Raw genomic sequence first — 25,220 nt, 5'->3', positions numbered from 1 at the left:
GCATAAGCGGCTTTTTGTGTTGCGATAAGTCAACGTTATTCTGAGCGGCTTGTCACTTCTAGTAAGTGATAGCCAAACTGTGTTTGTACAGGGCCTTGCACTTGATTAATTGGTGCTGAAAATACAACTTTATCAAACTCAGGTACCATCATACCTGGGCCAAACTCGCCAAGTGCTCCGCCGTCTTGACCAGAAGGACAGTTTGAATATGTTTTTGCAAGCTCTGCAAAGTCTTCGCCTTGTTCAATCTTAGCTTTTAAATCTAAGCACTCTGCTTCGCTGTCTACTAAAATGTGCCTTGCACTTGCCACTGCCATAAAATCTCCTGTTTAAAGTTGGTGTATTTAACCATTAAAGCCAGTCTAGTTAGTTTTAACTCGCAGTACCAGTATAAACTTAATTGATGAGTAGCGTATTTTCAATTGCATCAATTAATTCTTTTGAATTAGGAGCTACTTTACTGTTAAAGCGTTTAATTGTTTTACGATCAGCTGAAACTAAATATTTATAAAAGTTCCAGTTAGGTGAGCTGGTTTGCGCGTTTAAGTGTTTAAATATTGGATTTGCATCACTGCCGCGAACTTCGCTGGTAGTAAACATAGTAAAAGTAACGCCGTAATTAATAAAACACACTTTTGCTATGTCTTTTTCATCGTTTTCTTCTTGAAAAAAATCATCAGATGGAAAACCTAATACCACTAAACCTTTATCTTTGTATTGTTGGTGTACTTTTTCAAGGCCCTCAAATTGAGATGTAAAACCACAATTGCTAGCCGTATTTACAATGAGCAAAGGGCGGTTTTTAAATTGGCATAAGTTTAAGGATTCTTTTGAGCGCAGCTTACGTATCTCTACATTTGTAAAGTCTTTACATTGTTGCTGCTGTTGTTTGCTGGGTAACGTGTCATTTGCTTGGGCAGCTAAGCTCGTAATAAAAATACTGAGCCCTAGTATCGTTTTTTTTAACATACTCAACGCCTAAATTTATAATTGTTTGACTAGTCTATCTTACGCTAATATGCACAAAAGTGATCAACAATATTAAGCTGTTATGACTACACGTTTAGCCACTATAGAAGATTTACCTGCCATTGTCGCAATATACAACGAAACGATCGCCTCGCGTATGGTGACCGCCGATACCGAAGAAGTATCGGTACAGAGCAAACGTGAGTGGTTTAATAGCCACACCGATAAACGGCCTATTTATGTTTATTGCGAAAATGACCAAGTACTTGCCTGGCTAAGTTATAAATCGTTTTACGGGCGCCCCGCATACGATGGCACCGTCGAAATGAGCATTTATATTACCAAAGCGGCGCAAGGTAAAGGACTTGGCAAAAAGCTGATGGAGTTTGCCCAAATAGAGGCTAAACAGCTAGGAATTGATGTATTGCTTGGTTTTATATTTAGCCACAACTTACCAAGTATTAAGTTATTCAAGCACTTTGGTTTTAGCGTATGGGGTGAGTTGCCTAATATCGCGGTAATGGATAACACACGCTACAGTTTAACAATATTCGGTAAGCATCTACCAAAATAGTTGTGGAGCTTATCGGTAAAAAAATCAAAATTAAGTCTAACAACCTATACCAACTAAGAAATTATAGGCTACGCTATTAACATATAAAGTGTTTACGATAGTGTGGCTTAATGAGTCGAAAAATTTTAATTGTAGATAGCAGCAGTGTTATCGCAATGAGAGTGAAAGTTTTACTAGAATTAATAGGTTGTGAGGCTGAGCTCGTTCATTACTCTATGATTGATTTATACTCTAACACCAGCCAGTATGACTTGGTAATTGGTGCTTACGGAGTGCCGTGTGAAGTAGTAAAGTCGATAGCTCAAAAAATCTCACAAGACCGCTGTGTATTACTTGCCCCTAAAGCCGAAAGCGGTGAGCAACTTAGCGCCTTTAGCGAGCTTAATAAGTTAGTCCCAGATGCAACGGTTATTTATCCGTTTTTTTCAAATAAAGAAATTACCTCATTACTCGAAAATCTCTTAGAGCTTGGCTCTAGCCACGTTTTAAAACTCCCCACTATTTTACTTGTTGATCATATGCCTGAGCGCCTTGAAAAAATGAAAAGTAATTTAGTCGGGGCGCATATCAAAACGCTAACCGCAACCAGCGCAACCGAAGCGGTGGCAGTGGCTAATGAAAACAGTATAGATATTTTAATTAGCGATTTTAGCTTTGAAGATGGCACCGGTTTAAATATTTTTTCTGCTATTAAAATGTCTCAGCCAGATTGCCGATGCTTATTGTTTACCGCACGCCCTGAGCAAGTTTCAATGATTGAGGCAATTCGTAAAGGGGTTGAAGATGTTTTAATAAAGCCTCTAACCGATAGCGTACTGCTGCAATCGGTACATAAATTGTGGCAAACAGAGCTTTTAAAACGCCGTAACGCTGAGCTAGTTGAGCGTTTACAAGATACCGTTGATGCATTAATCGAAAAAGACAGCCTACTACAAGTTATTTATAAAAATACCCCTGACGCCATTATGCTATTTGAACGCAGCGGCAAAGTAATAGAAGCAAACGATGCCTGCTTAAGGCTGTTTAAGCTACCCTTTGACAAACTTGCGGGCTTTTCTGTATTTGAATTTTTAGATGAGGAATCAAGTGCTGAAATAAAAAATAAAATCAGCACACTTAATCGTAACCGCCAATTTAGTAGCGACCTACGTTTGCAAAAAACAGACGGCGGGTATATTCCGCTGGTTGGCTCGTTTAACGAAATAGACCACCATGGCGAAATTGCGTTGGCGGTTATATTTAAAAATGTAACTCACTTAAAACAAAAAGAAGAATTACTCCTTGAAGCCAAAGACCTACTTGAGGAGCAAGTGCGAGCTCGTACTTCACAGCTAGAGCATGCTAAAAATGTGGCTGAAGCTGCCAATTTAAGCAAATCGGAATTTTTGGCTAACATGTCGCACGAGTTACGCACCCCTATGCACTCTATATTAAGCTTTTCTCGATTTGGTTTGAGTAAGTTAGAAGCGGGCGATTTTGCTAAAGATAAACTCTTAAAATATTTATCTCGTATTGAAAGCAGCGGCGAGCGTTTACTGTCGTTATTAAACAACTTACTTGATTTATCTAAATTGGATGTGGGGAAATTTCCATTTAATCCACGCCCATACAATATAGAAAGTATTATAAAAACCAGTATTGATGATGTCTCTGGTACGGCTATGGAAAAAGAAATTGAAATTGTTTTTTCAAAACCCGGGCCAGTGGTTGTGCAGTGTGATGAAGAGCAAATTAATCAGCTATTGCGCAATGTGTTAGGTAACGCACTTAAATTTAGCGAACCTAAAAGTCGTATTGAAGTGAACTTAATGGCTGATCAAGATAGCGCTATTATTGATGTAATAGACAATGGAATAGGTATACCTGAGGATGAATTAGAGCACGTGTTTACTAAATTTGTACAAAGCAGCAAAACGAACAGTGGCGCTGGTGGTACTGGTTTAGGGCTTGCGCTTTGTAGAGAGTTTGTAGCACTTCATCAAGGCGAAATTACGGCAAGTAATAATAGCGATGGTGGTGCAACAATTAGGATTCAGGTACCCCTAGAAATAGATTTAGATGAGCATTTAGCCGATGATAAGCTAGCAGTGCAAGATAGCTAATTATATGTGTAAGTAATGTTTAAATGATATTTAATTGGATGATGAAAATATGGCCTTAACTAAAATTCTTGCTGTAGATGATGAACCTTTCAACCTTGAAATTATTGAAGAAATTTTAGAAGATCTTGATTTCGAATTACAAGTTGCCACAAGCGGCCCTGAGTGTTTAGCCATGGTTGAAGGCTACATGCCCCAAGTTATTTTACTTGATGTAAGTATGCCGCAAATGAATGGCTACGAAGTGTGTAAAGCATTAAAGGCGAATCCGAATACCGCGCATATAATTGTTATGTTTGTTTCCGCCAGAGGAACGGTTGAAGAGCGTATGGAAGGTTACTCAGTCGGTGCTGAGGATTACATTGTAAAACCGTTTGGGCATGATGAGCTTAAATCAAAACTTAAAAACTTAAACCAAGTATTAATAGAAAAACAAAGCCTTGAAAAACAAGTAGAAGATGCAACATCTACGGCATTTAACGCTATGGCAAACAGTAGCGAAATGGGGCAAATAGTTAATTACATTGAAAACATTGGTTTTATTAATAATCCGCAAGATTTAGGTAAAGCCTTAATAGACTGCTTACAAACGTTTGACCTACAAAGTAATGTTGAATTTAGACATGGCGATACAATAGAGCACTTTGCTCTTAGCGGAGTGTGTTCGCCTATTGTAATTGAGCTGTTTGATATGCTTAAAAACAAAGGTCGCTTACATGAGTTTTCTCACCGAATATTAGTTAACTACGAGATGATAAGCTTATTAATTCTGAATATGCCAGATCACGACCCAGATAAACACGGGCGTATTCGTGACCACGTTTGCTTTATTGTCAGTGTGACTGAACAGCAGTTACGTGCAATTATGACCAAGCAAATGCTTGAGTCGCAGCAGCAAAAGCTAAATGATGTAGCCAGCACAGTGCATAGTAAGTTTCATGGCTTGATTGGGTTACTAAACGAAAACCGCGAAAGTAACGAAAAGGTATTCAAGCAATTACAAGAAGACTTAGAAGTACGCATACCCACAATGGGGTTAGATGAAGACCAAGAGGTATTTATTTATAAAAAAGTGGACGAAACTATTCAAAATTCAATTGCCAGAGAAGAGTCGGTTAAACAAGTTAAAGCCGCCTTTGCTGAAATTGAACAAGATTTATCTTTGTTACTTAAAAAATAAACCTCTCACAATAAGGCTCACCTGAGTGATTTACGCATCACGAGGTAAGCCTTTTTCGACAATTCTAATTAGGCGCTGTGTTTTACGAAGTTGTTCTCGTTGTTTATTATTTTGTTGCTCAAGCGCCCACTCTATATGCTCTTTTACTAGCTGCGAGCTAGACTCATGTTTGCTTTCTAAAGCGTTAATAATGCTAGGGCTAAAATCGGCATTGCCTAAACCCACCGCTAAATTACGCAGCCAACGTTCGTGACCAATACGGCGAATTGGGCTGCCTTCGGTATTTTTTAAAAAAGTAGGTTCGTCCCAGGTAAATAGCCCAAGTAAGTCTTTGTTTTTTAATTGCGTACGGGGGTGAAAGTCTTGCTCATCGGTAATTTGACCATAACGGTTCCATGGGCAAACCAATTGGCAATCGTCGCAGCCATAAACTCGGTTCCCCAATAATGCACGGTATTGCTCAGGTATAGGGCCTTGGTGCTCAATGGTTAAGTACGAAATACATTTGCGTGCATCTACCACATACGGCTCTACAATTGCGCCTGTTGGGCAAAGCGTAATGCAAGCTACACATTTTCCGCAGCCTTCAAACGTGTTTTCATTATCTATTGGCAGGGGTAAATCAACAAAAAGCTCACCTAAAAAAAACCACGACCCAGCTTCTTGGTTTATTAATAAAGAGTGTTTACCTCGCCAGCCCAATCCCGCTTTTTCAGCAAGCTGGCGCTCAAGCACAGGCGCAGAGTCTACAAATGGCCTAAAACCGTAATCGCCAATTTCTTGCTCTATTTTTTGGCCCAGCTTTTTTAGTCGGTTGCGCATTAATTTGTGATAGTCACGCCCTAATGCGTAGCGGCTAATATAGGCTTTTTCGGTGTTTTTTAGTGTTTTGGCAAAACTAGCATCAGGGGGCAGGTAGTTCATTTTTACCGAAATAACCCGCTGGGTGCCAGGGACTAGTTCAGCAGGGCGTGCGCGTTTCATGCCGTGGGCTGCCATATAATCCATAGAGCCATGGTAGCCCGCATCTAACCAGCGCTGTAATTGTGCTTCGTGTTTAGATAGGTCTATATCGGTAATACCTACCTCACTAAAGCCGAGTTCTTGGCCCCAGGCTTTAATATTTTTGGCTAGCTGTTGATAGTTAGGGGTTGAGTTACTCACACACATTACACACTTAAATAATTAGCTGCGTAATTTACCATATTTATAAAGCGCTGTTGAATGTTGCCAGTTAAAATATTAAGGCAATATACCGCTCGGCTTTTGTTTTGTAATTGCTTATTGCACAAAACGCTTTAATTGCTGTTGTGTTTGTTGGCTAAGTGCATGTGATTGCTGGCTATTACTTAGTGCATGATCAATAGCGCTTTTAGCTTGCTCGCCTAAGGTAACAATTTGCTCTACCGATTGGTGAGTGTGCTGCTGCGCTTGCTCTAGCGTATGCACCGCATCCGCTATTTGCTGTAGCTGCTGTTGGTTTTGTTCAAACTCACCTAGCATTGTTTTAAACCCTTCAGAGGTATTACTAATGGCGCTTTGTGCGGTACTTGAGTGGCTAATTAACTGCTCACTTTCTTGATTGGTTTCGTTAACCAGCTCATTCATTTGGTTAATAAAGTCGCTTATTTGTCGGGTTGCACCACTTACTTTTACCGATAATGTACGTACTTCATCAGCAACAACAGCAAATCCTCTGCCAGCTTCACCAGCGCGTGCCGCTTCAATGGCAGCGTTTAGTGCCAGTAAATTAGTTTGATCCGAAAACTCCTCAACCATTTTTAAAATGCTGCGAATATTTTCGCTGTTTTCTTTAAGGCCAGACACCGTTTTAGAAAATCTTTGCAGCAAGGTACCAATAAGCGACACCTTATCGACTAAGCTTGCAAGCTCTTGCGACGAAAGCTTAACAAAGTCTAAGTGCTCGCTGTTAACGCTATGCACGCTGTCGGTATTGCTCACTATGCCCTCTAAGCTTTGCACTATTTGGTTACTCGCATTAATAATATTGTGGCTTAGCTGAGTTTGCTGCTCACTTAAGTGCTGCGTATTTTGCATAGCGGTATTTACATCAACATTACTTTGCTCGCTGGCTTTAGCGCTGGCGTGAGTTGTACTTAGTAAATCACTTAAGTGGTTAGTAAATAAGTTATATTGCGTACTTAGTTCTTTAAATTCGTCAAAAGAAAATTGCGGTAAGTTGGCGGCTAAATTAGCCTCTTGCTGGTTTATGTTTACTAAAGTGTCGCACATAGCTTTTACAGGGCGCACTATTAAATAGCGCATATAAAAAATAGTAAAGGCAAAGCCCGCTACAATAACCAAGGTTAACAACCAAAATGCGCTAGTACTGTGCTGCTCGCTTAAGCTTTGATATAACCAAAATAAGGTAATGGCCTGAAACAAAAAAACAAAGCTTAAGTTGCCCACTATTTTACGCGTAAGCGTATAAAAAAATGTTTGCTCAATATAATTATAAAATTGCATTACACCACTCATTTTTTGCGTACCCATCTAGGGCGTGTTGACCTTTGATGGTTGAATTTGCAGCAGTATGTTTGGCTTTTAGGCAAGGCAGAGCCTATGAAGTGTGGTTATTCCCCATAAATAGGCGATAACGCTGCATAAATGCCAAACATGCGCTGCCCTTTGGGTTCTGCCTAAGGGCGATAAACTCTTTGTTGCCTACATGGATGTAGGTAAGGGGCGTGAGCAGGACACGGAAGCTTTACTCGGTTTTTACTTAGCCCACTAGGTTACAAGCCTCGCGCCGCGATTTAATCGCCCCTAGATTGAACAAATTTCAATCCGCAAAGATCATCACGCCCTAGCTAGATTATCGACTAAGTTACCGTTAACTCAAGTAATAATGTTTGCTAAATATTTTTTAGAGCGAGCGGGGTAATTAGTAAAAATACCATGCACCCCAATTTTTAGCATAAAATCCATGTCTTCTGGCCTATCTACGGTGTAGGCATAAACTTGCAGGCCTCGCGCTATGGCATCATCTACAAAAGCTTTATTTACAAAGCTTTTGTCTACATGAACACTATACGCATTTAACTGTTGAGCAAACTGTGCATAATTTAATGGAATTGATGAGGTTAACGCGCCAATGTGTAACCACGGTAACCTATTTTTAAGCCAATGAATTTGATGGTGATCAAACGACGACACTAAAATATTACCTTTAGTAATAACGCCTTTAGCAATATTGTTGTTTAAAATAGTGGCAAACTTTTCCAGCTCAAAGGTATGTTTAAGCTCTATATTGAGTAATGTTTTATTGTTATTCCAATCAAGTAATTGCTGTAGAGTGGGGATTTGCTCGCCGTTACCGGCATCCAACAGACTAAGTTGCTGCGCCGTAAAGTCGCTTACTTTACCGTGCCCGCTGGTGGTTCTATCTAGCCACGAGTCGTGTATGAGCATATAGTCATCAAGCGCACTTTGAATATCAACTTCAATGCCATCTACCCCTACATTTAACGCTTCTAAAATAGCGCTTTTAGTGTTTTCTGGGTAATTGCCGCTTGCCCCTCGGTGCGCAAATATTTTCATTTTCTAGCCTTTTGAGTAATAGACCATGTTTCAAAACAGGCTGCACTGACTATAAGTGCACCGCCAATAAGTGTTAGTAGCGTTGGGCGCTCATGAATAATAACAATAGCCAACAAAGTGCCGTAAAGCGGCTGCAAGCACGAAATTAACCCCGCAGTAGCTGCCGATAAGTGCTTTAAACTCGCTGCAAACAGCGAGTGCGGTGTAGCGGTAAAAATAATACCCGCCACAGCAATTAAAATAAGGTCGTGGTTACTCACCTCATACACAGGGACCTTAATAAATGCGCAAAGCATAACACTTGCCACTAAGGTTTGATAAAACATGGTTTGTGGGCCGCCATACTGGCTAAAAAAACGCTTATGGGTAATATTTCTAATCGAAAAAAACAAAGCCGAAACCACACCCATAATAACCCCTAAGGTTACATCGTCGCCTAAATTTGCGCTGGGTACGAGTAAATATATACCTAATACAACCACAGCTGCGCTTATAATATCTTTTGCTTGGGGCCTGCTTTTATTAAACAAGGGCTCTAAAAATACCGTCATTACTGGGTAGCTAAAAAAAGCCAGCATACCCACAGTTACGCCCGCCATTTGCATGCCTGCAAAGTAAGTAACCCAATGCATGCCTACTGCCACACCTAAAAATAACGCAATGAGGTAATCTTTTGGTTTATTTAACTTAATTTGTTTTTTTTGAAAGTACAGCATAGCCAATATTGCCATACCAGCAATAGCGGTACGATACACCGTAATATCAATTGCATTTAACCCTATTAACTTTGCAAAAAGGGCGGTGCCCCCAAAAAGTAACACGGCAATATGTAAGTAAATCAGGCTTTGCTGTTGTGGCTGCATTTAAATGAGAACTCCTTTTTTTATTATCTTATCACTGGGTGCGAACTCACAGGATGAAATTTTAAAAACATGACAAATGTCAGCAAAGTTAATGACATTTCACACTCTTATTATTTTTTGGCTTTGGCATAGTTAACTTATCTTAATGGGAGGTGGCTATGAATACGTTAATTTTAATAAGTCTCGCTATTAGCGAGTTTTTAGAATCACTTAGCTTTAGTGTTTCAATAAATGATTACTTTATACTCATTAGTATTTTTGTGTTATTTATATTTATTAATAAAAATAATGTTATAAGCAATAACAATGAACTAGGGGCTCTGGCATGAGTACAACAAATACGCTTTCAAAGCCCAGTAATAAAAAGTTTTGGGAATACGCACCTTTAATTTTTACTGGGTTTTATTTGCTTCCGACTCTTTTTAATCTATCTAACTTGCCAGTCAATACCATTGTAATGAGCGTGGCGTTTTATATTGTATTTATTTTGCTTTACATAAAAGCCATGCACTGTGAAACAAAGCGTATAACAACGCTGTTTGTTATTATGTTAGTGGTGTGTTTTAGCGCCACATTTTATACCACAGGTACCTCTACATTATTTGGTTTTATCGCGTTTATAGCTGGTGAGTCATACGCTAAAAAAAGCAGATTATATGCCGTTTTTAGCCTTATATTTACGGTGGCGTTAAGCGCCTACTTGGCAGATATAGCAAACATAAAATACTTTTTAGCCGGCACTTTATTAATTTCAGGGGCGCTGTTGGCCTTTGGCATAGCAACTCAAAAAGAGCGCCTGCATAAAAAGCGCGAACAAGAAAGCGCTAACCAACTAGAGCAATTGGCCGCCATTGCTGAGCGCGAACGAATAGCGCGCGACCTACACGATATTTTAGGCCACTCACTATCATCTATTGCTTTAAAAGCTGAGCTTGCTAATAAGCTAAATCAAGGAGAGCGCTACGAACAAGCCAATAACGAAATAGCACAAGTAGCAGATCTAGCAAGGCAGTTACTTAGCGATGTAAGAAACGCCGTAAGCGATTTAAAACAACTTAATTTAATAAGCCAAATAGCCCAGCTTAAACAAAGGCTAATAGAGCAAGACTTTAACGTTAACTTTAATGTTGTATTAAATACCTTGCCTCCTAAAGTAGAAGGGATCGCAGGGCTTATAATTAAAGAAGCGGTAACTAATTTATTACGCCATAGCAGTAATAAAAACGGCGAAATAAGTATAGAGCAAACACAGCATCAGCTGCATATAAATGTGGTTGATAACGCACCTTGCAGCACGTTAAACGCAGGTAACGGTTTAAATGGTATTAAAGAGCGCGCAGAGCAACTTAATGGCCATGCCACGTTTACCTGTGGCGAGAAGTTTACTTTAAACGTAATGCTGCCAATTTCAGCTAAGGATTAACAATGATCAAAGTATATTTAGTGGAAGATCAAGCACTCGTGCGCGACGCAGTAGGGGCATTGTTAAGCCTTGATTTTAATATTGAAGTGATAGGCCAAGCCAGTAACGGCCAAGATGCCCTTAATGCAATAAAAGCACTGGCCGATGAGGCATTGCCAGACATAATTTTAACCGATATTGAAATGCCACACATGAGCGGTATAGAGCTAAGTGAGCAAATAGCGGCCACGTTCCCAACCATTAAAATGGTTATTATGACCACGTTTTCGCGAGCTGGTTATATTAGGCGCTCGCTCGCCCTAGGCGTTAAAGGTTTCATTTTAAAAGAAGCGCCAAGTGATGAGCTTATCAATGCACTTAAAAAAGTAATGCAAGGGCAAAAGGTTATAGACCCAGAGCTTGCCATTAACGCGCTTGATGATGCCGACCCGCTCACCGATAAAGAGCGCAAAGCACTTAAGCTTGCAAGCGATGGCTTAAAAACAAGCGACATAGCCAAACAGCTGTTTATAAGTGAAGGCACAACACGTAATTATTTATCCGATGCTATCGCAAAACTCAATGCCACTAACCGCGTAGATGCAGCGCGTATTGCAAAGCAAAAAGGCTGGTTATAATTGCGCTTATATTAAGTGATGATTAAGGCCATTAAGCGTATGTTTTACTTATTAAAGCGGTTTATTAAAAGTTTCATACGCTTTTACCTGTCTCATTTTACGTATATGGGTTAAAATACCTACATAACCAACTAACAAGATAGTGAATGTCAAACCAAGATCCAAATCTCAGCCGAGAACAAGAAAAGTACGAAAACCCAGTCCCTAGTCGTGAGTTTATACTTACTCACCTTCAAGAGCGTTCAAAACCTGCTAACTTCACGCAACTTTGTGATGAATTAGCTGTAAACGATACCGAACGCCAAATTGCATTTAAGCGCCGCCTTCGTGCCATGGAGCGCGATGGCCAATTGTATTTTAATAAGTTTAAATGTTACGCCCTAATTGACGAAGCCGGTTTAACCAAAGGCAAAGTAATTGGCCACAGAGACGGTTTTGGCTTTTTAGAAGTTGAAGGCGAGAGCAAAGATTGGTTTATAGCCAAGCATCAAATGAACATGGTGCTGCACGGCGACATCGTACTTGCTAAAGGCACAAAACGTGGCTCAGGCTCAAAATGTGATGCCCGCATAATTAAAGTACTCACCAACGAGCGCGCACCTATTGTAGGGCGTTACTTTGTTGAGCATGGTATTGCAGTTGTTGTAGCAGAAGACCCACGTATTACTCAAGATATTATTATTCTGCCAGGCAGTGAAAACGGCGCGCGCCATAACCAAATGGTGCAAGTGCAAATCACTCAAAACCCTAGCCGCAACATGAACGCGGTAGGTAAAATTATTGACGTTCTGGGCGAGCATTTAGCGCCAGGTATGGAAATAGAGGTGGCACTGCGCAATCACGATATTCCTCATGTTTGGCCAGAAGAAGTAGAAGAACAAGTAGCTCATTTAGGTGAGTTTGTTGATGAAGCCGACAAACAAGGCCGTGTAGATTTACGCGACCTGCCACTGGTCACCATAGATGGTGAAGACGCCCGCGACTTTGATGATGCCGTATATTGTGAGCGTAAAAAATCTGGCGGCTGGCGCTTATGGGTAGCCATTGCTGATGTATCACATTATGTAGGTATGAACACGCCGCTAAATAAAGAAGCGATTGCTCGCGGTAACTCAGTGTATTTTCCTGAGCAAGTAATTCCAATGCTGCCAAAAGTGTTGTCGAACGGTTTATGTTCGCTTAACCCTAAAGTAGACCGCCTTTGTATGGTGGCCGAAATGACGGTATCAGACGCAGGTAAGCTTTCGGGTTATAAGTTTTACGAAGCGGTGATGAACTCACATGCGCGTTTAACTTACACCAAAGTAAATGCCATTTTACAAGGCGATGAAAAACTACGCGAAGAATACGCACCCGTAGTGCCACATTTAACTGACTTACAGCAAATGTATATGGCGCTTAAATCGGCGCGCCAAACCCGTGGTGCTATTGAGTTTGAAACGCTCGAAACGCGTTTTGTATTTAACGCACACCGTAAAATAGAATCAATTGTGCCAGTTGTTCGTAACGACGCGCACAAATTGATTGAAGAATGTATGATTTTAGCCAATGTATCGGCGGCTAAATTATTAGAAAAACACGAAGCCAGTGCGCTTTACCGTGTGCACGATGAGCCAGATCAAGAAAAACTAGGTAACTTTACTCAGTTTTTAAGTGAGCTTGGCATTCAAAGTACATTAAGTGATGAGCCTACACCGAAAGAAATTACCCAAGTGTTAGCCCGTTTAGGCGACCGCCCAGAGGCCGAGCTTATTCAAACCATGCTACTTCGCTCAATGAAGCAAGCGGTTTATCAGCCAGACAACATAGGCCACTTTGGCTTAGCGCTGCCTGCGTACGCACACTTTACCTCACCAATTCGCCGTTACCCTGATTTAGTGGTACACCGTGCAATTAAAGCGGTAATAAAAGCACAAGGTCAGCAAACATCGGGCGCATACGCGTACACCGATGATGAAGTAGACCAACTAGGCGAGCAGTGTTCAACCACCGAGCGCCGCGCAGACGACGCAACGCGTGAAGTTGCCGACTGGCTTAAATGTGAGTTTATGCAAGATCACGTGGGTGATGAGTTTAACGGGGTTATTTCATCCGTTACTAACTTTGGCTTATTTATACGCCTAGACGACTTACAAATTGATGGCCTGATCCATGTTACTAATTTAGGTGATGAATACTTCCATCATGATGGTGCAAAACACACCCTAATTGGCGAGCATACACATACCGTTTACCGCCTTGGCGATAAAGTAACGGTACAAGTTGCTTCGGTAAGTTTAGATGAGCGCCGTATAAATTTAACGCTCAGTGGTGATGTAGCTCAAGATAGATACGCGCGTCGCCGTGGCTCAGCTAAAGGAGCAGGGCGCGGTAAATCAAGCCATGCACCAGCAAGTGTAAGATCGCAGCTTAAAGCGGGTAAAATCCCTGGAAAAAACACATCAGGCGATGAAAAACCCAAAGCTGGTAAAAAACCAGCCAGTAAAAGTAAAGGCAAACCAGCGGGTAAGTCTGGCGCAAAGCCAGCCGGTAAAAAAGCCGCTGAAACCACCGCTAAGAAAAAACCGAAAAAAAAGGCAGTTAAAAAGCCTAAAAGACCAGGCAAAAATGCCCGTAAACGTAATAGCCCAGGAGCAAACAATACGTGAGTAATGAATTAATTTTTGGCTTTCACTCTGTTGAAGCAATTTTAGCAAAAGAGCCAGAGCGTTTTTTAGAAATTTATGCCCTTAAAGGTCGTGATGATAAGCGCTTAACCCCGATTATTAATGAAGCACGTAAATTTGGTATTTCTGTACAATTTATGCAGCGAAAAGCGCTAGATAACAAAGCAAACGATGAACAGCACCAAGGCATTATTGCCAATGTAAAAGCTGCGCGTGTTTACAACGAAAAAGATTTAGATGAGATCATTGCTCGCGAAGACACGCCGTTTTTATTAGTACTAGATGGCATAACCGATCCACACAATTTAGGTGCCTGCCTACGTAGCGCAGATGCAGCAGGTGTACACGCTATAATTGTACCTAAAGATAAGTCGGCCAAGCTTAACGGCACAGCACGTAAAGTAGCCTGTGGCGCAGCCGAAACTGTACCGCTTATTCAGGTAACAAACCTGGCGCGTACGCTTCGCGAAATTAAAGACGCAGGCGTATGGGTTGTGGGCACCGCAGGTGAAACAGACACCCACGTGTTTGATGCAAACCTTACTGGGCCAATGGCAATAGTAATGGGAGCAGAGGGCGAGGGCATGCGCCGTTTAACGCGTGAGCATTGCGACGTGTTAGTTAAAATTCCGATGGCAGGAAGTGTTTCTAGCTTAAATGTATCGGTAGCCACCGGTATTTGTTTATTTGAAGTGCTACGCCAACGTAACGTAAATAACTAATATCCAGTTGCTTAATTAATATATTTATTTTTAGGCAGCTAAGCGTGTCGATAGACAAAAACTCGTTATTTAATCGTTTAAATGAGGGTTTTAGTTAGCGCCAGGTTTAGCTTACAAAACGCCGAGGTTATTTTAACCTCGGCGTTTTTTATGTAGCGTAGTTTGTAATTTTACAGATTAAGCAACTCGCCAACGCGCATTAATAGCCTAAACGTAATGCGATAAACTCAGCGAGTTTGTCTACTGCGTGCTCCGACTCCCCACCGCTTTTTATTAAGCTAATACCTATGCTACCAAGAGCTGGTAAATATTTACTTTGCGCCTGAAAATTAAGATCGCTTGGCACCGTACTTTTAGCCAGTACAGTAATACCTAAGCCTTCTTTTATGGCGGCTATTAATCCGGTTAAATCGGCATTACTGTAAACAATACGGTATTTGATATTGGCACTTTTAAGTGCATCTGTAGCGCGGCGCCTATAAATACAGCCTTCGGGCGCGGTGACTAAGGTTACTACCTCATTTTTTGCTTGTGCTAAATCGCCCACCCATACTAGTTCGTCTTGCATAAAAATAGGGAACTTGTCTGAATTAAGGCGCTCGTTAAGTGCTAAAACAAGATCAAATTGATCTTGCCTTGAGGCTGACAGTAAATGTTTACTTAAGCGCGATTTAACCTCCAGCGATACCTCAGGATAAAGCGAGACAAAATCACCAATAATAGAGGGCAAAATACGTGCTGCAAATTCGCTAGGAATACCCAAGCGCACTTTACCGGTTATGCTTTCTGAGGTGAACTGCTGCAAAATAGCATCGTTATACTGCATCATTTGTTTTGCCATAGGCAAAAGTAGCTCACCGTACTGATTAAGCACCTGGCGCTGGCCCTGCTTTTTAAATAATTTATAACCGAGTAAATCTTCAAGGCGTTTAATTTGCAAGCTTACCGCAGGTTGCGATAACCCCAGTAGGTCGCCGGCTTTTGCAAATCCACCTACCTCAACAACCATTACAAAGGTACGCAAACTGTCGGTTGATATGTTTTTCATATTTAAAATTACAATTTATATAGCTACATATATAAGTATTATTTATCAATTGATAAATAATTACAATTTGTTGTTGTCACAGTGGCGCAATATACTTTTGGTATCAAAAATACACAGGTGTTTGTTATGACTTTTAACCCAATAATGTTTGCCCGCCACAGCAATGCTGCAAGTGCAGTTACCAATGCCGTGCAAGCAAATAACAACCTCGTTGTAATGGATTTTAGTGGCAGTGAAACCAGTGTATTTTTAAGCACTATTTTAGGGTTAGATCTCACAAAGCTTACAGCCAGCGGCTTAGGCCTAAAAGGCACGCTTGATGGCGATTTAAATTCTGATTACAGCTTTGCCGTTTATTACTTTAGCGAAACCGCATTTAGATTTGTATTACCGCACAGCGCAAGCTTGCAATTACAAGCACTGATAAACGAGCAGCAACTTCGTTTTGATATTGATTATGTACTACGTAGCGACCTTGCAACTCTTGCGCTGTGTGGAGCAAACGCATTTGATACCTTAATTAGCGCGTTTAAATTAACGCCAGGGCTGCGTTTATCAAACCCGCAACTATGCTATGGCGCGCAAAGCGGCGAAGTATTTATTACCGCCATAGATAAAAACGACGAACAGCACTTTGTGCTAGTAGCCAAGCAACAAGAACTACAAAAGTGGCAACAGCACTTACAAGCACAAGGTTTTGCCCTAATGCAAAACGAAGCTGCCTAATACATAAAATAACCGGTAAACATAACCGTGTTTGCCTGTTGAGTTAAATCTATTTAAGCCACGCCCGCACAGGGTTAATTTAAAAGTGAAGGAATGTTATGACTTCTAAAACTGTACTACATGCTAAGCACCTTGAAGCAGGCGCAAAAATGGTTGATTTTCATGGCTGGGAAATGCCAATCAACTACGGCTCACAAATAGAAGAACACAATGCAGTGCGTACCGATGCAGGTATGTTTGACGTATCACACATGACCATTGTTGATATTGAAGGCGAACAAGCAAAAGCATTTTTACGTAAGTTAGTAGCAAACGACGTAGCAAAATTAACCGTACCAGGTAAAGCGCTTTACACGGGCATGCTTAACGAGCAAGGCGGCGTAATCGACGATTTAATTATTTACTACTTTAGCGAAACGTTTTATCGCTTAGTGGTAAATTCTGCCACCCGCGAAAAAGATTTAGCTCACTTAGCTAAAGTATCTGCCGACTTTACAGTAACCGTAACTGAGCGCCCAGAGTTTGCAATGATTGCAGTACAAGGCCCTAACGCAAAAGCAAAAACAGCCACTCTTTTAAATGCCGAGCAACAAGCAGCCGTTGAAGGCATGAAGCCATTTTTTGGTGTACAAGTAGGTGATTTATTTATTGCCACAACGGGTTATACTGGCGAAGACGGTTACGAAATAGTAGTACCGAACGAGCAAGCAGCCGATTTATGGCAACAACTGCTAGATGCAGGTGTAGCGCCAGCCGGTTTAGGTGCACGCGACACGCTACGCTTAGAAGCAGGTATGAACCTTTACGGCCTAGATATGGACGAAAGCGTATCGCCACTTGCAGCTAACATGGCATGGACCATTGCATGGGAACCAGAAGATCGTGACTTTATTGGTCGTGACGTACTTGTTAAGCAACGCGCCGAAAAAAGCACCCATAAACTTGTTGGTTTAGTGCTTGAAGAAAAAGGCGTATTGCGTAGCGGCTCAAAAGTAATTGTTGAAGGTGGTGAAGGGGTAATTACCTCAGGTACTTTCTCACCAACACTTGGTTTTAGTGTAGCCCTTGCACGTGTACCGCGTTCAACAGGGGATACAGCCCAAGTAGAAATGCGCAAAAAATTAGTTAACGTTAAAGTAGTAAAGCCTAGCTTTGTACGTAACGGCAAATCAATCATTTAAAAATTTGGTTATACCAATCACAATAATTATTGTGATTGGTATCCTCCCAATCTAAACCAAAGGAACAAAATAATGAGCAATATCCCTAGCGATTTAAAATACGCCTCTTCTCACGAGTGGGTTCGCAACGAAGGTGACGGTACATTTACTGTGGGTATTTCTGAGCATGCGCAAGAGCTGCTTGGCGACATGGTATTTGTAGAACTACCAGAAGTAGGCGATGCAGTAGATGCGGGCGAAGATTGTGCAGTAGCAGAGTCGGTTAAAGCTGCATCAGACATTTACGCACCAGTTGGCGGCGAAATTGTAGCGATTAACGAAGAGCTAGAAGACGCACCAGAAACGGTTAACAACGACCCATACGGTGACGGCTGGTTATTCCGCATTAAAGCAACTGACGAGTCAGAGCTTGAAAACCTACTTAGCGCAGAAGACTACGCTAACACAATCGACGAAGAGTAATACTCTAAGTAGATGACAAAAGCCCCATTCACTGTTTTTGGGGCTTTTATGATTTAACGGCCTACTTCCCATACACAGTACGTTATTAAATCATCACATATTTTAATCAATACTAATTACCCGTTAGTATTTAGGATCATAGGAATCTAGACGCATGTCAAACGCCAAATCTCTTGAACAGTTAGAGCAAAAGCAAGATTTTATTCGCCGCCACATTGGGCCAAGCCCGGCACAAGTAAGCGATATGCTAAGTGCTTTAGAAGTATCAAGTGTGCAAGAGCTGATCGACCAAACTGTACCTGCAAGCATTCGCTTAGCGCAGCCATTAACAGTTGGCGAAAGCCGTACTGAAGTTGAAACACTAAGCTACTTAAAATCGGTAGCAAGCAAAAATAAAGTTTTCAAATCGTACATTGGCCAAGGCTACCACCCAACGCACGTACCGCACGTAATTTTACGTAACGTACTAGAAAACCCAGGTTGGTATACTGCGTACACGCCATACCAGCCAGAAATTGCGCAAGGGCGTTTAGAGTCGTTATTAAATTTTCAAACTATGACCCTAGATTTAACAGGCCTAGATTTAGCAAGTGCCTCGTTACTTGACGAATCAACCGCTGCTGCTGAGGCTATGGGCCTTGCAAAACGCGTATCTAAAGCTAAAAAAGCCAATGCCTTTTTTATTGCCGACGACGTACACACACAAACTATTGACGTAGTAAGCACCCGTGCTGAGCAGTTTGGTTTTGAAATAATTGTAGGTAAAGCAGAAGATGCCGTTAACCACGACATTTTTGGCGCACTTTTCCAATACCCATCTACAACAGGTGAAGTAGTCGATATAACCGACCTAATTGCTGGCGTACAAAGCAAAAAGGCCATTGCCTGTGTTGCTGCCGACATTATGAGCTTATTACTATTAAAAGCACCGGGTAAATTAGGTGCCGACGTAGTACTTGGTTCGGCTCAGCGTTTTGGTGTACCTATGGGTTACGGCGGACCACACGCTGCATTTTTTGCAACACGTGACGCATACAAACGCTCATTACCAGGGCGTATTATTGGTGTATCTAAAGACCGTTTAGGTAACGACGCACTACGTATGGCCATGCAAACGCGCGAACAACACATTCGCCGCGACAAAGCGAACTCAAACATTTGTACAGCGCAGGTACTACTTGCCAACATGGCCGCGTTTTACGCGGTGTACCACGGCCCACAAGGCTTAAAAACTATCGCGCAGCGTATACATCGCTTTGCTGATATTTTAGCAACTGGCCTAAAAGCTAAAGGTGTAGCACTTAAACACAGCACCTGGTTTGATACGCTAACAGTAGTGAGCGACAGCAAAGATGATGTAATAGCGCGTGCACTTGCCAAAGGCGTTAACTTTGCCACCAACCACGACGGTGAATACTCAATTTCGGTTTCAGAAACCACCACCCGCGCCGATGTAGCTGAGCTATTTGATATTGTATTAGGTGAAGGCCATGGCCTAAGCGTAGATAGTATTGCAGCCGATATTGAAGCAAACGGTAGCGACTCTATTCCAGCTAGTTTAGTACGTGATGACGAAGTATTAACGCATCCAAACTTTAATAGCTACCACAGCGAAACAGACATGCTTCGCTACATTAAGCGCCTAGAAAACAAAGATTTAGCGCTTAACCACTCAATGATCTCGTTAGGTTCATGTACCATGAAACTAAACGCGACCGCTGAGATGATCCCAATTACATGGCCTGAATTTGCAAACTTGCACCCATTCTGCCCGCTCGATCAGGCCGAAGGTTACCAAATAATGATTAACGAGCTGCACGACTGGCTAGTTAACATTACTGGGTACGATGCAGTTTCACTACAGCCAAACTCTGGCGCACAAGGTGAATACGCAGGCTTAATTGCTATTCGTAAATACCACGAGTCGCGCGGCGATGCGCACCGTAACGTATGTTTAATTCCAAGCTCAGCGCACGGTACTAACCCTGCATCTGCGCAAATGGCCAGCATGAAAATTGTAGTGGTTGATTGCGATAAAAACGGTAACGTAGACATGGCCGACCTAAAAGCGAAAGCGGAAGAAGTGTCTGAAAACTTATCGTGTATTATGATCACATACCCATCTACACACGGCGTTTACGAAGAAACCATTCGCGAAATTTGTGACATTGTGCACGAGCACGGCGGGCAAGTTTACATGGATGGCGCAAACATGAACGCGCAAGTAGGCGTAACAAGCCCAGGCTTTATAGGCTCAGACGTATCGCACTTAAACTTACACAAAACGTTTTGTATTCCGCACGGCGGCGGCGGCCCAGGTGTAGGCCCAATTGGTGTTAAATCGCACCTTGCGCCATTTATGCCAAACCACAGCGTAATTAACGTACCGGGTACAAACATTAACAACGGTGCAGTATCAGCAGCGCCTTACGGCTCAGCCGCTATTTTACCTATTTCATGGGCTTACATTACCATGATGGGCTCAGAGGGCTTAAAACAAGCCACTGAAATGGCGATTGTGAATGCTAACTACTTAACGCACGAGTTAAGCCAGCACTTCCCAATTTTATACCGTGGCCGTAACAACCGCGTTGCGCACGAATGTATTGTTGACCTACGCCCACTTAAAGAGCAATCAGGTATTACTGAAATGGACGTAGCTAAGCGCTTGCAAGATTACGGCTTCCATTCACCCACTATGTCGTTCCCAGTAGCGGGCACATTGATGATTGAGCCAACTGAATCTGAGTCAAAGGGCGAGATAGACCGCTTTATCGAAGCAATGGTGTCAATTAAAGGCGAAATCGACAAAGTAATCTCTGGCGAATGGTCAATTGAAAACAACCCACTTGTATTTGCACCGCATACACAAGCTGACGTGTTAGGTAACGAATGGGACCGCGCGTACGACCGTTTTTACGCTGCATTCCCAGTGCCTTCAGTAGCAAAAGACAAGTTCTGGCCAACCGTTACACGAATAGATGACGTATACGGCGACCGTAACTTGGTATGTTCATGCCCAGCGGTTGAGACATATCGCGACTAAGAATTGAGACTAACTTTTGAACTTTAATGGGTAGTAAGTTCCATTATAGTTTGGGAGTTTATCAAAATTATAAAAGCCGTTGCAGCAATGCAACGGCTTTTTTGTGTGTGGTGATTCGCCATAAATTATATGAACGTAGGTTGGGTAGAGTGAAGCGAAACCCAACGAAACACAAATATACTTACTCGCTCAAAAGCCAAGAGTATGTGTTATTAGTTGTAGGCGTTTAGCTTGCTGACGCGCGGGCGGCAGCCCGAATAAGTATTTGAATAGGTGTTTGAGGTTATCATCACCGATAATGTAAATGCGTTTCGTACTTTTAAAGATTAGAAACCTTATTCAAGGTTTTGTCGCGCTGGCGACAGCAGCCAAAGGTGGCCTGTCGCTGACCCCTCTCTGGACTTGGGAAGATTCTTTCAAAACCAGATTTTTGTTCTTTAGTTACTTTTAAAGTAAATGAGGTATAAGGCAATTGCTAAATTAATCTAGCCTAAAAGTATGATAACGATGCGGTGTTGTTTTGTAATAAAAAAGTACAATTAAAGTGTCTTAGGTGTTAAATCTAATGATTTTCACTAGTGCTTTTGATGTTAAGGGGAGTAATATATAGTATATTTTTCATATAAAAAACATAAATTAAATGCCAGATTATAATTTTGAAACTCTTCATGATAAAGAGTTTGAAGAACTTGCAAATGATGTAATTTCCAGAGTAAAAAATATTAAAGTTGAACGATTTAAACCAGGTAAAGATGGTGGTGTTGATGGGCGGTTTTATCAAAGTTCAGATAATGAGGTTATTATTCAGTCAAAGCATTATTTGAAATCTGGTTATACTAAGTTATTACGTCATTGTCAGAATACTGAAGCAGCTAAGGTACACAAACTTAACCCATCTGATTATATTTTTGTGTGCTCCGAATCACTAAGTCGCATGCAAAAGAAAGAGCTAGCAAGCGCATTTTTCCCATACCTCAAAGAAAGTAATGTTTATGGCAAAGAAGACTTAAATGATTACTTAAAAGCCTTCCCTGATATTGAACGAAATCATTATAAATTATGGTTAACAAGTATAAATACGTTACAAATTTTATTAAACCAAAGTACTTATTTAGATAGTGAATGGGGATTAGAAAAAATTAAAAAATTTAGTAAATACTATGCTAGAACGAGTAATCATGATGAGGCAAAGGACTTACTGGAAAAAGTTCATAGTATAATTATTTCAGGTGAACCAGGAGCAGGAAAAACGACTCTAGCAGAGCAATTATGCCTTGAATATGTTCTTAGTGGGTTTGAGCTAGTTATTATAGAAGATGACATTAAAGATGCCAAAAACGTATTTAATAAAATGGGTAAGCAAATTTTTTATTTTGATGATTTTTTAGGTAGTAACTACCTAGAAGGAATAGAGAATAAAGAAGATTCCAAGATCATGAAATTTATTGAAGCTATCAAAGGTGATGATAACAAAAGGTTCATTCTAACATCAAGATCTTCGATACTTAATCAAGGTAGAAATATTTCAGCAATATTTAAAAATAAAAATTTAGAACAACGCGAATATGTTCTGGATGTAACAGAACTTGAGGGCATTGATAAAGCAAGAATTCTCTATAACCATATATATTTCTCGCAACTCAACGAAAGTTATATCGAACAACTCTACATTGATAAAAGATACCTCGAAATTATTAACCACAAAAACTTTAACCCTAGATTAATCGAGTTTATAACTGATGTGCAGCGTTTTGATCTAATAAGTTCGACAGAATATTGGGATAAGGTTGAAGAAAGTATTAATAACCCTAAAGATATCTGGGAACATGTCTTCCATAATCAATTAAAAGAGTATGAAAGAGTACTCATCTTTATTATTGTTTATTTTGGTAATAAAATAGAAGAGGAAGTGCTTAAAACTACAGTAAAAAAATACTTCAAAAGTAAGAACATACTTACTACCAACATTCAATTTGATAAAGCAATTCAAACGTTATCAGGCTCATTAATTACGAGAGTTATTGGTGGGGAATCTATAGTCTTTGAGCTATTTAATCCATCAATTAATGATTATGTTATTTCTATTTGTAAAAGTGATGTTGATTTAATAGTAGATATTTTATTTCAACTAAACTCTTTGAAAGCATATAAAAGTTATAAATCATCTTATGTATTTTCATTTCTCAGTAATTCACCAACACCTGATAACAGAGTAAAATTAAAGCTTTTAGAGAAAATTAATGAGGAACAAGCTTTTTCATCGCATTTCTATCTGTTCGTTCTAGTTTTTGAAGATGTCGCTTTAAATGACATAAATGATGATGTTAAAGCATCATCTATAAATGAGTTAATTAAAATTATTAAGGCTGAAGGTATCCTTGAAGAAGTTGATAGTGAAACTATTTCGCTATTAAAATATTTAATTGAATATGATGACTTAACTATAGAAAGTTTAGATTGGTTAGGTTTAATCCAAGGCGTTTTAGATTACCTTCCGTCAAGTGATACTCTCAAAGTAATTTCTGAGTTGATTGAAGAGTTTACTGATAGGCATGATATTGACTGTGATGAAATAATAACAGTTGTTCAGGAGTGTGTATGGGAATATTGTGTGGACAATATAAGTGACTATGTATCTGAACGTGCTACTGATTTTGAAAGTTTAGATAGTGATGCTGTAAAGCTTGCCGATGAAATGATTGAAGAATATAAAATTGAAATGGATTTTTCAGCGATAGACCTTATGAAACATGTAGATTTTGATTCTATAAGACAAGAGTTTAGAGATGACTATTACTATGAAGCTGATAACGAGAAAGCTACAACAGCCTCGCCAGAAATTGAGTTTAATGAAATCGAGGATCTTTTTGAAAAAACTTGATTGAAAAGCAAAGGGGGCACCCATTAGATAACTCCCGTCAAGCAGGCTGCTCTATCTCCTTGATCTTTTATTCAAAAACCAAGTGTTCTTATTATTTAAACTCAATTTAAATATGACTACGCACTGTACCTTATACAACGAGTAATGACGTCGATTGGTGTGAATATGCACCGTGGCTTGAATAAAGAGCGCCATATGAGTTTAAGCGTTTTATTTGAGTATCTTTGATGATTAATTAAGGCCCTAGGTTTGCATTTCAGTCATCGTTTTGTGCCAATATCAGCCAAGCTATAAATATCTTGAAATTATACTTTTAAGCTCTATAATTACGCGTAACAACACCCCTCCCGCTACCCGTAAGCTCAGCGCCCTGCGAGGGGTTAAGTATTTTTATAGCATGATAAAAGGCTGTGAATTTTTGGCTTTTCGTATGTTTTAACAAGCTTGCGGCAACGCTAAGCTCTTAGCTAACTAAAACCCTTCTTTAATCATCAGGCCCTTTTAAAGTAAACACTAAGTGTTTACGCATATCTTTTAAAATCACGCCTTTTTTAAGCATTGCGGCGCTTAAGCGCTTTTGCCATTTTAATAAATCAGGCTCTGCGGCTGCTAAAGCTTGTTCGTTTTCAAACTGAAAACAAAGCAGTAGTGAACTTGGAAATAAGTGATATTCCACATCAAACCAGCACTGCAACATACCAGGGATTTCTTCGCGCCCTTGTGCTTCTAGTTTATCGGCAACGTTAAGCACAAGTGCTTGTTGTTTTACTTGCACTGCAGAGAGTTTTTTCATTATTAAAATCCAAATTAGCGGCTAATACATACAGCCAGAATGCGGGCATTATACGCAAGCTTGTGGCTATGCAACAACCGTAGGTTGGTTTGAGCGAAGCGAAACCCAACGCATAGCCAATGTAATAGCCACAGCTAAAGATAAATACAATGTTATTTATTGTAGGCGCTTAGCTTGCTAGCGCGTTGGGCGAAAGCGCGAACTATTTGGTTTTACATGTAGAGGGAGTTTGTTTTCGTTTTTTAAGCAGTAAAACGTATCTATATTACTATCACTCCCTCCAAAAGAACGATTCCCACACCGAAAATAAAAACGACACTATTTTGCTAAAAGCTAAAAGCTAAAAGCTAAAAGCTAAAAGCTAAAAGCTAAAAGCTAAAAGCTAAAAGCTAAAAGCTAAAAGCTAAAA

The 25,220-nt window shown here is 40.5% G+C and carries 21 protein-coding genes; 13 read left to right on the top strand and 8 right to left on the bottom strand.

Annotated features, from left to right (window positions below):
- Positions 1 to 35: 35 nt before the first annotated feature.
- Both MTF64_RS09795 and MTF64_RS09790 read right to left on the bottom strand, forming a co-directional pair.
- A complete protein-coding gene (locus MTF64_RS09795) occupies positions 36 to 317 on the bottom strand; it encodes a peptidylprolyl isomerase (RefSeq protein WP_004589432.1) in 282 nt (93 codons plus the stop codon).
- Positions 318 to 396: 79 nt separating this feature from the next.
- Entirely contained in the window at positions 397 to 969 is a 573-nt protein-coding gene (locus MTF64_RS09790) for a glutathione peroxidase (protein ID WP_248451254.1), read from the bottom strand.
- A gap of 82 nt (positions 970 to 1,051) precedes the next feature.
- Here MTF64_RS09790 and MTF64_RS09785 point away from each other — a divergent pair, with 82 nt between their 5' ends.
- From MTF64_RS09785 to MTF64_RS09775, 3 genes are all read left to right on the top strand, one after another.
- A complete protein-coding gene (locus MTF64_RS09785; RefSeq protein WP_248451253.1) occupies positions 1,052 to 1,543 on the top strand; it encodes a GNAT family N-acetyltransferase in 492 nt (163 codons plus the stop codon).
- Between the two features lie 110 nt (positions 1,544 to 1,653).
- Entirely contained in the window at positions 1,654 to 3,645 is a 1,992-nt protein-coding gene (locus MTF64_RS09780; RefSeq protein WP_096740160.1) for an ATP-binding protein, read from the top strand.
- Positions 3,646 to 3,694: 49 nt separating this feature from the next.
- Complete coding sequence (locus MTF64_RS09775) at positions 3,695 to 4,822, top strand: response regulator (RefSeq protein ID WP_064384744.1); 1,128 nt, start codon at positions 3,695 to 3,697, stop codon at positions 4,820 to 4,822.
- Positions 4,823 to 4,852: 30 nt separating this feature from the next.
- Here the strand turns inward: MTF64_RS09775 and queG are convergent, their stop codons facing one another.
- The 4 genes from queG to MTF64_RS09755 form a co-directional block, all read right to left on the bottom strand.
- Positions 4,853 to 5,986, bottom strand: coding sequence for a tRNA epoxyqueuosine(34) reductase QueG (gene queG, locus MTF64_RS09770; RefSeq protein ID WP_248451251.1), 1,134 nt, complete (start codon positions 5,984 to 5,986; stop codon positions 4,853 to 4,855).
- Between the two features lie 117 nt (positions 5,987 to 6,103).
- Positions 6,104 to 7,321 carry a methyl-accepting chemotaxis protein gene (locus MTF64_RS09765; protein WP_248451249.1) on the bottom strand — a complete coding sequence of 406 codons (1,218 nt, stop codon included), beginning with the start codon at positions 7,319 to 7,321 and terminating at the stop codon, positions 6,104 to 6,106.
- A 360-nt stretch (positions 7,322 to 7,681) separates the two neighbouring features.
- Complete coding sequence (locus MTF64_RS09760) at positions 7,682 to 8,383, bottom strand: glycerophosphodiester phosphodiesterase family protein (RefSeq protein ID WP_055252750.1); 702 nt, start codon at positions 8,381 to 8,383, stop codon at positions 7,682 to 7,684.
- Positions 8,380 to 9,246, bottom strand: a complete 867-nt coding sequence (locus tag MTF64_RS09755) for a DMT family transporter (protein WP_024033283.1) — start codon at positions 9,244 to 9,246, stop codon at positions 8,380 to 8,382. The genes MTF64_RS09760 and MTF64_RS09755 overlap by 4 nt, the downstream gene beginning before the upstream one ends.
- Before the next feature lie 158 nt (positions 9,247 to 9,404).
- Here MTF64_RS09755 and MTF64_RS09750 point away from each other — a divergent pair, with 158 nt between their 5' ends.
- The 5 genes from MTF64_RS09750 (at position 9,405) to rlmB (ending at position 14,674) form a co-directional block, all read left to right on the top strand.
- On the top strand, positions 9,405 to 9,575 hold the full coding sequence (locus MTF64_RS09750) for a hypothetical protein (RefSeq protein WP_024033282.1): 171 nt from the start codon (positions 9,405 to 9,407) through the stop codon (positions 9,573 to 9,575).
- Entirely contained in the window at positions 9,572 to 10,669 is a 1,098-nt protein-coding gene (locus MTF64_RS09745; protein ID WP_248451247.1) for a histidine kinase, read from the top strand. Before MTF64_RS09750 ends, MTF64_RS09745 begins: the two co-directional genes overlap by 4 nt.
- 2 nt (positions 10,670 to 10,671) lie before the next feature.
- Positions 10,672 to 11,286 carry a response regulator transcription factor gene (locus MTF64_RS09740; RefSeq protein ID WP_004587598.1) on the top strand — a complete coding sequence of 205 codons (615 nt, stop codon included), beginning with the start codon at positions 10,672 to 10,674 and terminating at the stop codon, positions 11,284 to 11,286.
- A 146-nt stretch (positions 11,287 to 11,432) separates the two neighbouring features.
- Complete coding sequence (gene rnr, locus MTF64_RS09735; protein ID WP_029772011.1) at positions 11,433 to 13,934, top strand: ribonuclease R; 2,502 nt, start codon at positions 11,433 to 11,435, stop codon at positions 13,932 to 13,934.
- On the top strand, positions 13,931 to 14,674 hold the full coding sequence (gene rlmB / locus MTF64_RS09730; protein ID WP_024033280.1) for a 23S rRNA (guanosine(2251)-2'-O)-methyltransferase RlmB: 744 nt from the start codon (positions 13,931 to 13,933) through the stop codon (positions 14,672 to 14,674). The genes rnr and rlmB overlap by 4 nt, the downstream gene beginning before the upstream one ends.
- 199 nt (positions 14,675 to 14,873) lie before the next feature.
- On the opposite strand, the gene MTF64_RS09725 is transcribed toward rlmB, so the two are convergent.
- Positions 14,874 to 15,722 (bottom strand): LysR family transcriptional regulator, encoded by an 849-nt coding sequence (locus MTF64_RS09725; RefSeq protein WP_054982828.1) that lies wholly within the window; start codon positions 15,720 to 15,722, stop codon positions 14,874 to 14,876.
- Between the two features lie 126 nt (positions 15,723 to 15,848).
- Between MTF64_RS09725 and MTF64_RS09720 the strand changes: the two genes are divergently transcribed.
- The 5 genes from MTF64_RS09720 (at position 15,849) to MTF64_RS09700 (ending at position 24,018) form a co-directional block, all read left to right on the top strand.
- Positions 15,849 to 16,448 carry a hypothetical protein gene (locus MTF64_RS09720; RefSeq protein WP_004587594.1) on the top strand — a complete coding sequence of 200 codons (600 nt, stop codon included), beginning with the start codon at positions 15,849 to 15,851 and terminating at the stop codon, positions 16,446 to 16,448.
- Positions 16,449 to 16,546: 98 nt separating this feature from the next.
- On the top strand, positions 16,547 to 17,629 hold the full coding sequence (gcvT, locus tag MTF64_RS09715; protein ID WP_004587593.1) for a glycine cleavage system aminomethyltransferase GcvT: 1,083 nt from the start codon (positions 16,547 to 16,549) through the stop codon (positions 17,627 to 17,629).
- A 72-nt stretch (positions 17,630 to 17,701) separates the two neighbouring features.
- The gene (gene gcvH / locus MTF64_RS09710) at positions 17,702 to 18,091 is read left to right on the top strand and encodes a glycine cleavage system protein GcvH (RefSeq protein WP_004587592.1); all 390 of its coding nucleotides are present in this window, start codon (positions 17,702 to 17,704) and stop codon (positions 18,089 to 18,091) included.
- 154 nt (positions 18,092 to 18,245) lie between these two features.
- Positions 18,246 to 21,137: an aminomethyl-transferring glycine dehydrogenase gene (gcvP, locus tag MTF64_RS09705; RefSeq protein ID WP_248451245.1), complete on the top strand. Its 2,892-nt coding sequence runs from the start codon at positions 18,246 to 18,248 to the stop codon at positions 21,135 to 21,137.
- Between the two features lie 640 nt (positions 21,138 to 21,777).
- Positions 21,778 to 24,018, top strand: a complete 2,241-nt coding sequence (locus MTF64_RS09700; RefSeq protein WP_248451244.1) for a restriction endonuclease — start codon at positions 21,778 to 21,780, stop codon at positions 24,016 to 24,018.
- Between the two features lie 484 nt (positions 24,019 to 24,502).
- On the opposite strand, the gene MTF64_RS09695 is transcribed toward MTF64_RS09700, so the two are convergent.
- On the bottom strand, positions 24,503 to 24,811 hold the full coding sequence (locus tag MTF64_RS09695) for a hypothetical protein (protein WP_004587588.1): 309 nt from the start codon (positions 24,809 to 24,811) through the stop codon (positions 24,503 to 24,505).
- Positions 24,812 to 25,220 lie beyond the last annotated feature (409 nt).

This window comes from Pseudoalteromonas sp. 2CM41L (assembly GCF_023161905.1).
GTDB classification, from domain to species: domain Bacteria; phylum Pseudomonadota; class Gammaproteobacteria; order Enterobacterales; family Alteromonadaceae; genus Pseudoalteromonas; species Pseudoalteromonas atlantica.
The sequence above is the reverse complement of the archived record's forward strand: the minus strand, read 5'-3'. Positions and strand labels throughout refer to the sequence as shown.

Bases quoted from the DNA above. Each gene is read 5' to 3' on its own strand.
- MTF64_RS09795 (WP_004589432.1), bottom strand. From the start codon at position 317: ATGGCAGTGGCAAGTGCAAGGCACATTTTAGTAGACAGCGAAGCAGAG.
- MTF64_RS09790 (WP_248451254.1), bottom strand. From the start codon at position 969: ATGTTAAAAAAAACGATACTAGGGCTCAGTATTTTTATTACGAGCTTA.
- MTF64_RS09785 (WP_248451253.1), top strand. From the start codon at position 1,052: ATGACTACACGTTTAGCCACTATAGAAGATTTACCTGCCATTGTCGCA.
- MTF64_RS09780 (WP_096740160.1), top strand. From the start codon at position 1,654: ATGAGTCGAAAAATTTTAATTGTAGATAGCAGCAGTGTTATCGCAATG.
- MTF64_RS09775 (WP_064384744.1), top strand. From the start codon at position 3,695: ATGGCCTTAACTAAAATTCTTGCTGTAGATGATGAACCTTTCAACCTT.
- MTF64_RS09765 (WP_248451249.1), bottom strand. From the start codon at position 7,321: ATGAGTGGTGTAATGCAATTTTATAATTATATTGAGCAAACATTTTTT.
- MTF64_RS09760 (WP_055252750.1), bottom strand. From the start codon at position 8,383: ATGAAAATATTTGCGCACCGAGGGGCAAGCGGCAATTACCCAGAAAAC.
- MTF64_RS09755 (WP_024033283.1), bottom strand. From the start codon at position 9,246: ATGCAGCCACAACAGCAAAGCCTGATTTACTTACATATTGCCGTGTTA.
- MTF64_RS09750 (WP_024033282.1), top strand. From the start codon at position 9,405: ATGAATACGTTAATTTTAATAAGTCTCGCTATTAGCGAGTTTTTAGAA.
- MTF64_RS09745 (WP_248451247.1), top strand. From the start codon at position 9,572: ATGAGTACAACAAATACGCTTTCAAAGCCCAGTAATAAAAAGTTTTGG.
- MTF64_RS09740 (WP_004587598.1), top strand. From the start codon at position 10,672: ATGATCAAAGTATATTTAGTGGAAGATCAAGCACTCGTGCGCGACGCA.
- rnr (WP_029772011.1), top strand. From the start codon at position 11,433: ATGTCAAACCAAGATCCAAATCTCAGCCGAGAACAAGAAAAGTACGAA.
- MTF64_RS09725 (WP_054982828.1), bottom strand. From the start codon at position 15,722: ATGAAAAACATATCAACCGACAGTTTGCGTACCTTTGTAATGGTTGTT.
- MTF64_RS09720 (WP_004587594.1), top strand. From the start codon at position 15,849: ATGACTTTTAACCCAATAATGTTTGCCCGCCACAGCAATGCTGCAAGT.
- gcvT (WP_004587593.1), top strand. From the start codon at position 16,547: ATGACTTCTAAAACTGTACTACATGCTAAGCACCTTGAAGCAGGCGCA.
- gcvH (WP_004587592.1), top strand. From the start codon at position 17,702: ATGAGCAATATCCCTAGCGATTTAAAATACGCCTCTTCTCACGAGTGG.
- gcvP (WP_248451245.1), top strand. From the start codon at position 18,246: ATGTCAAACGCCAAATCTCTTGAACAGTTAGAGCAAAAGCAAGATTTT.
- MTF64_RS09700 (WP_248451244.1), top strand. From the start codon at position 21,778: ATGCCAGATTATAATTTTGAAACTCTTCATGATAAAGAGTTTGAAGAA.
- MTF64_RS09695 (WP_004587588.1), bottom strand. From the start codon at position 24,811: ATGAAAAAACTCTCTGCAGTGCAAGTAAAACAACAAGCACTTGTGCTT.